At 36.0% G+C, this 14,632-nt stretch carries 7 protein-coding genes; 4 read left to right on the top strand and 3 right to left on the bottom strand.

Annotation, left to right across the window (positions count from 1 at the left end):
* The first annotated feature begins 135 nt into the window (after positions 1 to 135).
* From EHR_RS03520 to EHR_RS03510, 3 genes are all read left to right on the top strand, one after another.
* Positions 136 to 846 carry a hypothetical protein gene (locus EHR_RS03520; RefSeq protein ID WP_010736866.1) on the top strand — a complete coding sequence of 237 codons (711 nt, stop codon included), beginning with the start codon at positions 136 to 138 and terminating at the stop codon, positions 844 to 846.
* Positions 847 to 974: 128 nt separating this feature from the next.
* Positions 975 to 2,006 (top strand): tRNA preQ1(34) S-adenosylmethionine ribosyltransferase-isomerase QueA, encoded by a 1,032-nt coding sequence (queA, locus tag EHR_RS03515; RefSeq protein ID WP_010736867.1) that lies wholly within the window; start codon positions 975 to 977, stop codon positions 2,004 to 2,006.
* 746 nt (positions 2,007 to 2,752) lie between these two features.
* Positions 2,753 to 5,389, top strand: coding sequence for a cation-translocating P-type ATPase (locus tag EHR_RS03510; protein WP_010736868.1), 2,637 nt, complete (start codon positions 2,753 to 2,755; stop codon positions 5,387 to 5,389).
* Between the two features lie 132 nt (positions 5,390 to 5,521).
* Here EHR_RS03510 and EHR_RS03505 read toward each other — a convergent pair whose 3' ends face one another.
* The 3 genes from EHR_RS03505 to EHR_RS14425 all read right to left on the bottom strand — a co-directional run bounded on the left by EHR_RS03505 (position 5,522) and on the right by EHR_RS14425 (position 10,720).
* Positions 5,522 to 6,535, bottom strand: coding sequence for an acyltransferase family protein (locus tag EHR_RS03505; RefSeq protein WP_010736869.1), 1,014 nt, complete (start codon positions 6,533 to 6,535; stop codon positions 5,522 to 5,524).
* 328 nt (positions 6,536 to 6,863) lie between these two features.
* On the bottom strand, positions 6,864 to 8,927 hold the full coding sequence (locus EHR_RS14430; protein ID WP_243464878.1) for a putative mucin/carbohydrate-binding domain-containing protein: 2,064 nt from the start codon (positions 8,925 to 8,927) through the stop codon (positions 6,864 to 6,866).
* Between the two features lie 17 nt (positions 8,928 to 8,944).
* Positions 8,945 to 10,720 (bottom strand): putative mucin/carbohydrate-binding domain-containing protein, encoded by a 1,776-nt coding sequence (locus tag EHR_RS14425; protein WP_014834344.1) that lies wholly within the window; start codon positions 10,718 to 10,720, stop codon positions 8,945 to 8,947.
* Positions 10,721 to 11,067: 347 nt separating this feature from the next.
* On the opposite strand from EHR_RS14425, the gene EHR_RS03495 reads away from it, so the two are divergent.
* Positions 11,068 to 14,115, top strand: coding sequence for an immunoglobulin-like domain-containing protein (locus EHR_RS03495; RefSeq protein WP_010736871.1), 3,048 nt, complete (start codon positions 11,068 to 11,070; stop codon positions 14,113 to 14,115).
* The last annotated feature ends 517 nt before the right edge of the window (positions 14,116 to 14,632 follow it).

Here is a 14,632-nt window from a genome sequence, read left to right as displayed (position 1 = left end):
AGTGAGAAACTCAGGCATTTTTTTATTTATTTATTTTATAATTACAAAAAAAATAAATAAAAAAGTGTCACTTAATTGATGTATTTTTTTAGTAGAACATGTTTATCCAATTTATTTGAAGGAGCTGAAAAGACAATGGCACAATATTATAGAAATACTGAAAATGGAAAAGTCTTGACGGAAGATCAATATAAAGAAATCAAGGATCAAATGGGCAACTTTCAAAAAGTATCTGACGATCAACTCAATAAGTCAGAAATGTTGATGGCTAAAATTGCTTCAGGTGATCTAAATGATTATTCTTCTTTTTATGAAATGGAAGATCTAGCTCTAGATCCAAACATCGAAGTAGAGCCGGAAAATACACTAATAGTGATCAACATGGCGGAAGATGTTCACTGCTTAGAAGTGTTCAATAAACTTAAAAGAAATGATCTAAAGCCAGATGTTGAGGTTCAACAAGTGATGTTAGCTCAACGCGCGTTTGACGAAAGAGGATTTACAGTGATGGATTTTGAGAATCTTTCAGGCGAAAAGAATGAGTGGCGTGATAGTATTTTAGGTATTATCATTGGCTTTCTCGGTGGTCCATTAGGGGCGATCTTTGGCTGGGCGATTGGCGATGTCATTGGTTTTGGGCAAGCGCATCATGCAGAGAAAAAATCTAAAAATGTTTTTCATTATATTGCTAACTGTATCCCAGAAGGACAAGAAGGGGTCTTAGCGATTGTCAAAGAAATGGATGCAAAGAAATTGAATGACTTAATCACTACGGAATTTGGAGGCACAATTGAACGTTTTGAACTCAATCATATCAATGATGCAATCAAATCTATAAAAAAATAAAACGATTATTTGCAAGAAATCGGTTTGTTCGTTCGTTTCTCTTTCTTCTTTTTTCGAGTGCGGGTTTTGCCAAGGTAACAGTAAAAATGTTAGAATGACAAGGCAGAAGATAGAAAGTGAGTGACGATATGTTAACAACAGAAGATTTTGACTTTGATTTACCAGAAGAGTTGATCGCTCAAACACCACTAAAAGACCGTGACCATTCTCGGTTACTAGTTTTAGATCGTACAACTGGGGAAATGTCGGATAAACATTTCCATGACATCTTAGAAGAATTGCATCCAGGAGATGCGTTAGTGATGAATAATACACGTGTGTTGCCAGCTCGTTTATATGGTGAAAAAACTGAAACAGGTGCACACCTGGAAGTATTACTTTTGACAAATACAGAAGGAGATACTTGGGAAACGTTGATCAAACCGGCAAAACGAGCGAAAGTAGGTACACGAATTACATTTGGTGATGGTCGCTTACAAGCAGTTGTCAAAGAAGAATTAGAACATGGCGGAAGAATCATTGAATTTGAATACGAAGGTATTTTTCTTGAAACGTTGGAATCATTGGGCGAAATGCCTTTACCTCCTTATATCAAAGAACGTTTAGAGGATCCAGATCGTTACCAAACTGTTTATGCAAAAGAAAACGGGTCAGCAGCAGCTCCTACAGCTGGATTACATTTTACCAAAGAATTGTTAGCAGAAATCGAAGCAAAAGGGGTAGAACTCGTCTATTTGACACTTCACGTAGGCTTAGGAACATTCCGGCCGGTCAGTGTGGACAAGATTGAAGAACACCATATGCACAGTGAATTTTATCGTCTAACAGAAGAAGCAGCAAGTCGCTTAAATCAAGTCCGTCAAAATGGTGGCAAGATCATCGCCGTAGGAACGACTTCGATCCGTACACTTGAAACGATTGGAACCAAATTTGATGGTGAAATCAAAGCAGATAGTGGTTGGACAGATATTTTCATCACACCAGGTTATCAGTTTAAAGTGGTAGAGGCATTTTCAACAAATTTCCATTTACCAAAATCAACATTAGTCATGTTAGTGAGTGCCTTTGCTGGACGAGAATTAACATTAGCAGCTTACCAACATGCTATTGATGAACGTTATCGCTTCTTTAGTTTCGGCGATGCAATGTTTGTCAAATAAAGATAAAAAAGCTGTTTCAATACGATTAAACAAAATGGCAGTAATTGCCCATTATAAATTATCAGTCAAAGAATCCTCAACTAGAAAAATGGGTTCTTTGACTGATTTTTTTCTATTCTTTGTTTTAGTTGGAATTAAAAAGTGTAGGAGACATGGATTCGTTTCTTGCAGAAGATAAATAAACTCAGGCGACAAAAAAAGCTGGGCTCTCGATAAGCCCAGCTCTTCGTATGCGGAAGGAATCAAATAAACAAAATAAGTGTAACTTTCCATGACCCATGCAAAGTACCGTGTTGAATTTCTTCTTGATAAACAAAAAATCTTGTTTTTGTTACATCTTCAACAGTTGAAACATCTCTTGATTCTATTCAGTTTTCAGATATTCATGTTCTTCTTTTTTACGTATCATGTTACTTCTGGTTTAGATACTGCATGATCTAACGCCTCATACGCATTCACTATTTGTAAAAGATTATACTTCACATGACCTCATTGGTGAAACCTGTACCTTTTAACAACTTTGTTTGCTTATACTAATCTATCGAGAAATTCTTTTGTTTATTTGATGGTATCCTCCTTCCTTACACTTATAATATAGCACACTTTGTTAGCGGTTGCAAAAAAGAAGCTCACGAGATATGCTTATTTTAGAGAAGCAACAAGCGGTATAGTTGAATAAGGCAATTTAACAGTGGTATAGTAAAATAAGTACCTTTTTTGTGTGCTTAAAATAAAGGAGGAATAGGATGGATGATTTTAAGAAAACAGTGAAAGAATTGGAGAGTGAAACAAAAACAACAATTGAACAGGGGTTAACGACCCAAGAAGCAGAAAAAAGAAGTCAAGAACAAGGGAAAAACAAATTTGAGGAAGCGCCTAAAGAGTCATTGGCAAAAAAGTTTTTACGAAGTTTATCTGATTTTACTACGATTATTTTACTTGTAGCAGCAGTCATTTCTTTTTATACTGCCTTTGCCACCGAACATGGGGATTTATTTGAAGGACTGTTGATCATTGCGATCGTAATCATTAATTCAGTATTAGCTATCGTACAAGAAGGAAATGCCGAAAAAGCGTTGGAATCTCTTCAGGATATGAACAAGCAAACTGCCACAGTCATCCGAGATGGCAAAGTTGAAAAAGTGGATGCTGAACACCTAGTTGTGGGAGATGTTCTGGTCTTGGAATCTGGCTCAGCCATTGCGGCGGATGCTCGATTAGTTGAAACCTCGCAATTAAGAGTAGAGGAATCGGCACTGACTGGTGAAAGTGAAGCGGTCGAAAAAGATGCAGATTATGTGAGTCAAGAAGATGATGCCTTAGGTGATCAAATCAATATGGTGTTTAAAGGGTGTACAGTCGCAGCTGGTCGTGGGAAAGCGATTGTGACCGCTATCGGGATGAAAACCGAAATGGGTAAGATTGCTGGACTTTTAAATGACAACACTGCTCAAAAAACACCATTACAAATTCGATTGAATCAACTAGGCAAACGCATCAGTTTTATCGCATTAGCTGCTGCAGCGTTAGTGTTTATTATTGGTGAACTCCAAGGAGAACCCTTACTGGAAATGTTTATGACATCCATTTCTTTAGCCGTCGCTGCGGTGCCAGAAACATTGACAGTTATCGTTACATTGACTTTAGCATATGGTGTCCAAAAAATGGCGAAGAAACATGCCATTATTCGTCAGCTCCCCGCAGTTGAGACTTTAGGAACAGCCAATGTGATTTGTTCAGATAAAACGGGAACGCTGACACAAAATAAAATGCGTGTCCGCCGAGTTTGGAGCAAAGAAGATGAAGTGACTGATGTAGAGGACTCAATGACCAACAGTGCGATGGAAATCTTGAAGATGGCTGCTCTTTGTACCGATGTGACGGTCGAAAAAGAAAATGATGAATTGATTGTCAAAGGAAACCCTACAGAAGCCGCGATCGTACGAGCGGTTGAAGAAAATTATCACACAAAAGAGGAATTAGAAGAAAAGTACCCGAGAGTGGCAGAACTATCCTTTGATTCAGACCGTAAGATGATGACAACGGTTCATCAAATGGGTGAAAAATACATTTCAATTACGAAAGGCGCTTTTGACGTCCTAGCTTCGCGTTTTACTTCAGGAGACATTGAACAGGCCACGATCGTCAATGATAGCTTTGGGAAAAAAGCTTTAAGGGTCATTGCGGTAGGTTATGCTACCTATAAAGAAGAACCGCAAGAAATCACTTCAGAAGCATTAGAAAAAGATTTACGTTTGATTGGTTTGATCGGTATGATTGATCCGCCTCGTCCTGAAAGTAAAGGAGCAATCAAACGAGCAAAAAAAGCAGGAATCAAAACAGTGATGATCACAGGAGATCATGTTGTTACGGCTAGTGCCATAGCCAAAGAATTAGGGATTTTATCAAATCCAGCCGAAGCACTGTCGGGCTCAGAACTACAAGCACTATCTGATGATGAATTAGACGAGCGTGTCAAAGACCTTTCTGTTTATGCTCGTGTTACGCCGGAAGACAAGATCCGGATCGTTAAATCATGGCAACGAACTGGTGCCGTGGTGGCTATGACTGGAGATGGCGTCAACGATGCTCCCGCCTTGAAGGCAAGTGACGTAGGGTGTGCAATGGGAATCACTGGAACTGACGTGGCACAGAGTGCATCAGATATGATCTTGACCGATGACAACTTTGCAACGATCGTCGATGCGGTTAGTCAAGGACGTTCCGTCTATCAAAACATTCGTAAAGCGATCAACTTTTTGTTGAGTTGTAATGTCTCAGAAATTTTTATTGTGTTGATTGCGATGCTAGTGGGCTGGGGAGCACCGTTTACAGCAGTTCAATTGTTGTTTGTCAACGTGGTTGCTGATGGGTTGCCTGGATTTGCTTTGGGGCGTGAACCAGCAGAAAAAGGGATCATGGACGAAGCACCGATTCCTAAGAATGAAGGGATTTTTGCTCGAGGATTACTACAAAAAATTGCGATCAATGCGACTATATTTACGATCGTGACTTTGTTTGGTTATTATTTGGGAAGCTATGTCGATACTATTAGCCCTTGGGTCGATGCAGGACAAGAAGTTGGACAGACAGTTGCCTTTTTAGTGTTAGCATACTCGTCAATCCTCCATGTATTCAATGTGCGTAGCAGTCAGTCAATTTTCAAAGTGAACTTAGCAACGAATAAATCGTTATTGGAAATGGCGGTACTTTCATTGGTCATCACTACGGTCATTGCACTTTTACCGTTTACCCAAGAACTCTTTGGCTTAGTGCATGTTAGCTTAAACCATTGGTTGTTAGTAGGCTTTTTATCAGTCGTACCTGTGGCTGTGAATGAGTTGATCAAATTTCATCAATTGCCTGAAGCAGAAGAAGAATAAATCAAAAGAGCTTGGGACAAAAACGAACAGCCCAAGCTCTTTCGCATGTAAAAAATGGCTAAAAGACGTTTAAACAGCTGACTTTCAGTAGGGAAAGTTGATGCGAGAGATTTTTCTTTCCTGCTTCTGCGGTTACTCGTCACATTCTACTTGGCGTGTTTTGTTCTTAATTTGTTTTACTTTCTTTTTGCCTTGATTGATCAAAAACAACGTAAGTAATGACATAGAAAGTAAATAGATAAAATTAAAGAACCAATTGTTTAACAGACTTCCTTCCTTTGGTAAATAAAACTCATAAATATAAATATAGAAAATATGAATAAAATAAAGTTCTTGTGAATGAAGAGAAAGATAATTACTGATAGGGGCGAAGAAATTCCCTTCATATTTAGCTAACATATACCATAAGAAACAGCCACAGAAACAGCCATATAAAATAAAAGGCAACTGTGGTGGGTATTTAAAGTAAGTTAATCCATGGAGTCCGTAGAGATAGAAACTAATGCTTAAGTAACATAAGATAACAATTGATAAGTGTAATAGTTTTTTTCGGTCTAATTGAAAAACAAGTAATCCTAGTAAAGCAATCGGACAATAGCCAAAAGCTAAAGGAACGAGTTGAGTATAAAGGATTTGCCATGAGCTTGGAACATAAGGAATCAAATAAACTAAAAAGATTTGGAGGATTAATAATAAAGTGAAAATACCAAGTATTTCCACAAAGTGCTGATATTTTTTGCTCAATTTATACAGGAAGGGCATGAGTAAAGATACAAGAAAAAACGTTCGCATAATCCAAGCATAACCATAACCTGTATCCATGAAAAAAGCGTGCAAAATATAAAAAATATTAAATTGATAAGGAGTATCGGTAATCTGAGCAATGAAAAAAAGTGATGTAAATAATAACGCCAGAAATATATAAGTTGGAACCATTAAACGAGTGAATCTTTTTTTGACATAGGAAATATAGGAGAGATTCTTGCTGCTATAGTAATAAGAAATAGCTAAACAAAAGGCCATTAATGGCACATCAAAACAACGCAAATTGAACAGGATTCCTTGTAATCCTGTATGAGCAAGAATGATACACAAAATTGCTAATGCTCTCAAGTGATCAATTTTTTGATTGCGTGATCGTTTCATAAAATAATCATCCTTAATAAAGTGGCTGGGGCAATAGTGACTCTATAATTTGAGGTTGAGACAAAATTATTCAGTATCAAGAAATAAGAAAGAATTTCCGAAAATTGACAAGAAATACAAACACTAGTTTTTGATGTTGATTGTTACCTGCTTGGTGCTCCTCAAATTTTCCGAAGATACTAGTTTTATCTCACCGTTTATTCGTATTTAGAAATACTAGAAGAGACTGAGACAAGTTTTGTCCCAGTCTCTTCATGATTGACAAAGAGCCGCAATCGTTGCTCCAGCTTCAGTTAAATAGTTAGTATAGAATTTTTAATAACATTTTTTACTTTCTTAGAACTAATTGTCCGTTACGTACATCGTAATGGTATGTTCCTCTTGTATTGTGTTTCAAGTTCTCATGATTGATGGCTAAACGAGTTGCATTTGCTTCTCGGTGTGTCACAGTAACTGTGTCGCCCTCCTTCAAATTGATCGTATCCGTTTTAGCATCATAATGACGATCTCCAATGTATTCTTTTTGATAGAGCGTTTCATTATTACGTGAAATAGTGATACTTGCATAGCGATCATTGAAGTAACTATGCGGAGTACCAGCTATTGTACGTACGGTTGCTACGCCATTTGCTACGTCAAAGGAAGCAAAATGGAAGTTTCCTAATCCTTTGAAAGTAAACTCTTGCAATTGATCAAAAGCATTATTTAATCGTGTCAATAAGTTATCTTTTTGGCTACTGTTTGGTAAAGCCGTTACTTTTTTCTTGGCTTGATCAATATCTTTTTGCATCAGATTTGTCTTGATTTTCGAATGATCATTGTCTTGGAATAAGTGGTCAACAGCTTCTGTGGCTTCTTTGAGATAGTTATTTAATGAAATAGTTACTGTACCATTGTCTTTCACAAAAAGATATGGTTTTTGGATATAACCAGTGTCTGTTCCCAATTCAAGAGAGTATACACCATTTGGCATGTTGTTGATCGTAACTGGATCGCTACCTAAAGTAATTTCTTTATAAAGTTTATTTCCATCTAAAATACGCAATTTCATACCTTCGAACAAGTTGCCGTCTTTAAACTTCAATGTAACGTTGCTTGTTAGATTCAATGGTTTTAATTCTTCATTTGTAACTAAAGATAAAACGGAACTTAGACGATTATTTTGTGTCAATTGTTGAATCGCTGCATCTAATCGATTATCAGGAACCACTTGTGCCAAATGAGCCACTTGTTGGTAGCCATTATCTGCGGCTGCTTTTTTCGCTTTTTCTGATACTGATAAGCCCCAAGCGTTTAAGACAGCAGAAAAGTCCACTTTCTTCGGTGCACCCATTTCAGTTGTGATCAAATCTGGTAATGGATAGTTATTGGCATTGAATCCTGACTGACTAGCAAATTTTCGGTAGTTTGTATAGAAATTTGTAAAGCCTTCATTTCCTGCTTTATCAACGATGTTTGAAAGAATGACTAATTTTTTACGTAAATCTTGACTATTGAATTTTGGATCAGCACTATTGATTGTATTCTTTAATGCATTTTCAATGGATTGTTTGTGTCCATAATCATAAAGCCAAGAATTTTTATCGGCAGCAGTTTTACCCATGTGTTTGTAATTATAAATTACACCATATAGATTATTCCAAACTTCACCGACATCCATTCCTTTGTTCATAAAGCTTCCTTGATAGCCGTGACCAGTTTCATGAAGCACTCCCCAACCATCGCCTAACCAAGCGTCGCCAGACGTACTAGTTTGTGCTGCCCAAAGGCCACCATAATAAAGAGCACCCGCACCTGAAGCATCTGCTTTATAGAAATATCTACGTTCTGAAGAACGGTTCAATGGATTTGGGTCATTGTCAGATAAACCTAATAATTCATTATAGGATCCGATAATATCATTATCATATTTATCAATTAGACGGTTGAGGTCCACTTTTAAAGCTTGATTGCGATTTTGTTCAGGTAAGAAAGTTTGAAATCTCTTTCCTTTGATCAATCCATAACCTTTTGTTTGATTCCAAGTATCTTTAAATGCTTCGATATCCCCATTTTTACTAAAGACAGGTAATAGGATTTTTTGTCCTTCTACAGTAAATTCTAATTGTGGTTTTTCCCCATTTTCTTGATTATATGGCGTATAAACAAATGGTACTGCTAAAGCTTTAGCAGTTAGTGTGACATTGTTTGTTGTGAAATCAATAGCAGATTCAGTACTTGAATTATTGGTTAATAAACGCAACGTCATTTTTGAAGTGAATTTTGGATTCGTTTGTCTAATGGTAATTTTTGCACCTTTTGTTAATTGGATACCTAAATCTTGACGATCATGATCTTTCCCCATTAAAATTCCTGCAGCAGCAGTATTTCCTGGATATGCTGTGGTGAACATCGTTTTTTTATAGGTTTTTAATGCAAGATAAGCTTGGTCATATTTTTTTGTAAAGCTGTTCGTTCAGCTAATCCGTTAGGTAAAGCATTGATTTTTTCTAAAGCTGTGTTTAATTGTTCTTGTGTATTTTCAGCTTTAGGTGTTTCGCCATCGAATAAATCATTGACGGCTTTCGTCGCTTCTGCCAGTTGCGAAGTGAGGTTTTCTAATTTGCCATTTTTAACAAGATAGGTGTAATTGCCGGCAGTATTGCCCTTTAAAGAAGGATCTGTAGCAACAAAACGAGTATCATTCGCTTCACGATGTGTGATCGTTACGATATCCCCATTTTGTAAAGGAATATCTTTTTGTTCGGCTGTCAATTTTTGGTTGCCGACAAAGTTTTTTTGATAAACCACTTGTGTCCCACGTTTAATTTGTAAACTTGCGTAAGTATCTCCATAGAAGCCCCAATGTGGTTGGACAGCGAGGGTTTGTAAGTGGAGGTTACTTCTAGCAACACTGATTTGAGCAAAGGTTGTATTATCATAACCTTTTAAGGTAAATCCTTGTGTTTCAGCTTGAACACTGATGGCATTGTAGGCCTTTTCCAGCTTATTCCATAACTGATCGCGTTGAGTTAGATAATCTGGTAGTGCATTAAGTTTAGCTGCTGCTGCATCTGCTTGCTCTTGGGTAATGCCCAGTTTAGGTGTGTCGCCATTGAACAACTCGTTGACAGCTTTCGTTGCTTCTGCCAGTTGCAAAGTGATGTTTTCTAATTTGCCATTTTTAACAAAATAGGTGTAATTGCCGGCAGTATTGCCCTTTAAAGAAGGATCTGTAGCAACAAAACGAGTATCATTCGCTTCACGATGAGTGATCGTTACGATATCTCCATCCTGCAAAGGAATATCTTTTTGTTCAGCTGTCAATTTTTGATTGCCGACAAAGTCCTTTTGATAAACCACTTGTGTTCTACGTTTAACTTGTAAACTTGCGTAAATATCACTATAAAATCTTGAGTGTGGTTCAACGGCCATTGTTTGTAAGTGAAGAGTACTATTCACTACACTAATTTGAGCAAATGTTCGATCATAGTAACCTTTTAGGGTGAAACCTTGTGTCTCAGCATGGACACTGATAGCATTGTAAGCTTTTTCTAGCTTATTCCATAATTGCCCAAGTTGGGGCAGATAATTTGGTAGTGCGTTAAGTTTAGCCGCTGCTGCATCTGCTTGTTCTTGGGTGATGCCCAGTTTAGGTGTGTCGCCATTGAATAAATCATTGACTGCTTTTGTCGCTTCTGCTAGTTGTAAAGTAATATTGCTTAATTTGCCATTTTTAACGACATAAGTGTAATCGCCAGAAGTATTACCTTTTAATGATGGGTCATTGACAGCAAAACGAGTATCATTCGCTTCACGATGAGTGATTGTTACGATATCTCCATCCTGCAAAGGAATATCTTTTTGTTCAGCTGTCAATTTTTGGTTGCCGACAAAGCTTTTTTTGTAGACGTCTTGTGTTCCACGCTTAATTTGTAAACTTGCGTAAGTATCTCCATAGAAGCCCCAATGTGGTTGAACAGCGAAGGTTTGCAAGTGAAGGTTACTGTTAGCAACACTGATTTGAGCAAAAGTTGTATTATCGTAGCCTTTTAATGTAAAACTTTGCGTTGAGGCTTTAGGAATAACTTGAGTATTAGTTGATGAGAGATTTTCTTGGGTAGCTAGTACTTGGGCACTTGGTAAAAGTAAATTTGAAAATAGCATGATACCAGTAGCTGAAGTAACAATTATTTTCTTTTTCATTGTATTTCATCCTTTCTCCTATCCAAATAAAGATTTCTGTTTAGGACCTAAGCATATTATTAGTGGCTCAGATATTTTTTTTTATATTTCAAAAAAGATAGAAGAAATTTATTTTGCTAGGAATGAGTTAAGACATTGATGTAACAATATTTGATGTGGATAACTTTAGGAGAGCAATCATTTTTTATAGGAAAAAGGATAGACGTTTATTCGATTGGAGATTTTTATTTTTTAACATAAGTATTCTTGAAATTGAAAAAACGTGAAAAAAATTTTTTTGGAGGTCGCCTATAATTTGTCTATCAATAAAAATTTATTGACAATTTAATAGGAGGTTTTAATGTAAAATGGGAAAGAAAAATCTATCAAAAAGCAAAAAACTTAGAAAACAACTACTTGCTGCGTCAGCTGCAGGCTTAGTGCTTGTTTCAAGTGCAGCTAGTGCAGGAACCTCATTGGTTTATGCAGCAGAAAAAAATCAAACAGCAACTACTGCTGAAAAAAATACAAAAAATTCGGAGGCTATTTCAAACGAGAACACGTTGACTCAAAAACAAAATCAAACAGCTACAGAAAGAAAAACAGTGAATCCTTCCAATTTTGATTGGAATATTGGAGAAGTATTACCATCAACACCGACGAATAATTATTCTGGGACACTACCAAATACTGTGCGAGGAGCTACTTTTCAAATTACTTTTTCAATCTTCAAACAACCTAGTTCCACATTAACAGCGAATGACATAAAGGTTAATGTTCAAGGGAAAAATGTGAAGTTTTCTACTTCGCAATATTCAAATACAATAAATGTTCAAGTGACATTCCAAGCTGAAGGAACATCAACTAATTTTTCTATTAATGTGGCTACTGGTAAGGGAGATATTGCTCGTTGGAATACAAGTAACTATCGTAAATTCACCGATGTCCCACAAAGTGCAATCACAAGTAGAAACAGAATCAGTACATTGCTTGACTCAATTTATTCAACGAGTGGTGTCTTAGCTCCAGGTGTTACTCAAAGTAGAATTGATAATGTTCGTCAAGAAATGAATAATTATATTCCAAGAGATATTAGTAGTAGCTATATCTCAGCATACTGGGCTAATTTCCTTACACCGTTTCTAGATAAAGCATCCGCTGAAGTAGATCAAATAAATAAAGCTACGGTAGCAGTGAATAACTTATTCAATGATAATCAAGTACCTAAACCTAATAATACAAGTGAACAGGTTAACGCTGCCAAAGCATTAGTAAATGCTCTGCCATATAGTCAAGCAAAAGAAGACTTGCTTGCAAAGGTTGCAAAAGCTCAGAATGCTTTAGACGAAATACAAGTAAATGCAGCCACAGAAGCAGTAAATGCGTTATTCAATGGAGATACACCAAAACCAGAAAATACACAAGAACAAATTGATGCAGCTAAAGCTAAAGTGGATGCATTAGCAAATAGTGATGCAAAAACAGCTTTATTAGCAAAAATTACGACAGCTCAAAATGCTTTAAATGCAGAAGTAGAAAAAGAAAATGCAGCCACAGAAGCAGTAAATGCGTTATTTAATGGTGATACACCAAAACCAGAAAATACACAAGAACAAATTAACGCAGCCAAAGCAAAAGTAGATGCATTAACAAATGAGACAGTAAAAACAGCTTTACTAGCAAAAATCACTGCTGCACAACAAGCATTGGATGAAGCAACTGAAGAAGCTGCGAAAGTACAAGCAGCCACAGAAGCAGTAAATGCGTTATTCAATGGAGATACACCAAAACCAGAAAATACGCAAGAGCAAATCAATGCAGCCAAAGCAAAAGTGGATGCTTTAAAAGCAAGCGAAACAAAAACAGAATTATTAGCCAAAATCCAAAAAGCACAAGAAGCACTTGAAGAAAAATCGAAACAAACATTAACACTTAATCCATATACATTAGGAGATCAATATGTAACGGGTACAATTACTGGGAACATCAAAAAATTCCAATTGATTGTCAATGGACAAACCTATGAACCTGGTTTTAAATTAAAAAATGGAAAACTTGAAGTATATGTAGGAAATCGTGTCCCAGAAGGAACAACTGAGTTTACATTAAAAGCATTTAACCCAGCAGGCACACAAGTTGCTTCTCAAACAGTACAAGTTCAAGCACCATCATTGTCTGTCGATAAATTTGTTTTAGGTAGTGAATACATGACAGGCTCTTACCAAGGCAACAGCATTAATAAATTCCGACTAACTGTTGATGGTAAAGTATATGAACCAGGCTTTAAATTAGAAAATGGTAAATTTGAAGTTTATATCGGAAGTAAAATTACTGGAAGTTCAAAAGTTATTAAGCTTGAAGCATTAGATAAAGCCGGCAAAACAATTGTCGAACAAAATGTAACAGTAGAAGCACCGCAATTGACAATTAATGAGTACATTCGTGGTAATGAATACTTAACAGGTACTGTTGCAGGGGAAGGCGTTAAAAAATTCAAATTGATTATTAATGGACAAGAAAGCTTCCCAGGATTCAAATTAACTGACGGTAAATTTGAGATTTACGTTGGTAATAAAGTACCAGCAAATGTTAATTCTATTAAAGTAGTGGGAATAGATAAAACAGGTCAAGAAATTGTTTCTCAAGATGTGAATGTACAAAATCCTGAGTTACAACCAAATGAATACCTAGCTGGCAATGAGTATTTAACAGGGACGTTCACAGGTCAAGCAATTAAAAAATTCAAATTAGTAGTTAATGGACAAGAAAATTACCCAGGATTTAAAATCACTGAAGGTAATAAATTTGAAGTATATATTGGTAACAAAGTACCAGTAGGAACAACGACATTTACGCTGATTGGATTAGATAAATCAGGACAACAATTGACTTCAAAAGAAATCACTGTGCAATCCCCAACTTTAAGTATCAATGAATATGTCCGTGGCGATGAATATATGAGAGGTACATTCAACGGTGACGGCATTAAGAAATTCAAATTAGTAGTAGATGGACAAGAAAGCAATCCTGGTTTTAAAATCACTGGTGAAAACCAATTTGAAGTTTATATTGGTAATAAAATCACGGCTGATTCAAAATCTATAAAATTAGAAGGTCTAGATAAATCTGGAAATGTCTTAGTAAGTCAAGAAGTTTCAGTTTCCCAACCAGAATTAGTTCCAAATGAATATACACGTAATTCAGAGTATCTAACAGGGACTTACAAAGGAGATATCCGTTCTATCAAATTAACTGTTGATAATAAGGAATACAAACCAGGCTTTAAATTAAAAGAAGGCAACCAATTTGAAGTTTATATTGGTAATAAGATTCCAGCTTCAGCAAATAGTTTTACAATTGAAAGTCTAAGTTTCGATGGAAAACAACTTGTTTCTGTAAATGTACCTGTTAAATAAAAGGTATGAAAGACGCTCAAAGCATAGAGAACGCTTTGAGCGTTTTTTTGTTAAAGTTCGTCTTTTTGATATAAAAGTAAAAAATTCCAACTGACTTTGATTTTTTTTCAATTATTGAGGCTGTTCTAAAAAAAGGAAGAAATAGTTAAAATTAATACTTTGTGCAACTAAATAGAGTCATTGACCGAAGGAAGCTAAAGAAATGTATTATTTCTATCCTATCTTTCAACTAGATTCATTTAAGTTTTTAGTATGAATATAGCAGTATGTTTAAAAATGAAAAAGAATGGATAGTTAATTTTATTGATAAAAAAATAGGCTGAGGTGAAATAGATAAAAAAATGTTATCTGTATGTTTTGCTAAAATATAAATTAAGAAAAGAGGAAAGCGGCTCTCTTTTTCTGCTAGTTCATTGCAAAAAGTATTCTTTAAGGTCTTTGAACGAATGTTTTTCATTTTTAGTAACTTAGAAGAAATTTTTACCAAAATAATTGTAAAATGAGCAGAAGTAAATTT

Source organism: Enterococcus hirae ATCC 9790 (genome assembly GCF_000271405.2).
GTDB classification, from domain to species: Bacteria; Bacillota; Bacilli; order Lactobacillales; family Enterococcaceae; genus Enterococcus_B; species Enterococcus_B hirae.
Note: the sequence above shows the minus strand (reverse complement) of the source record. Positions and strands in the feature narration are given on the sequence as shown.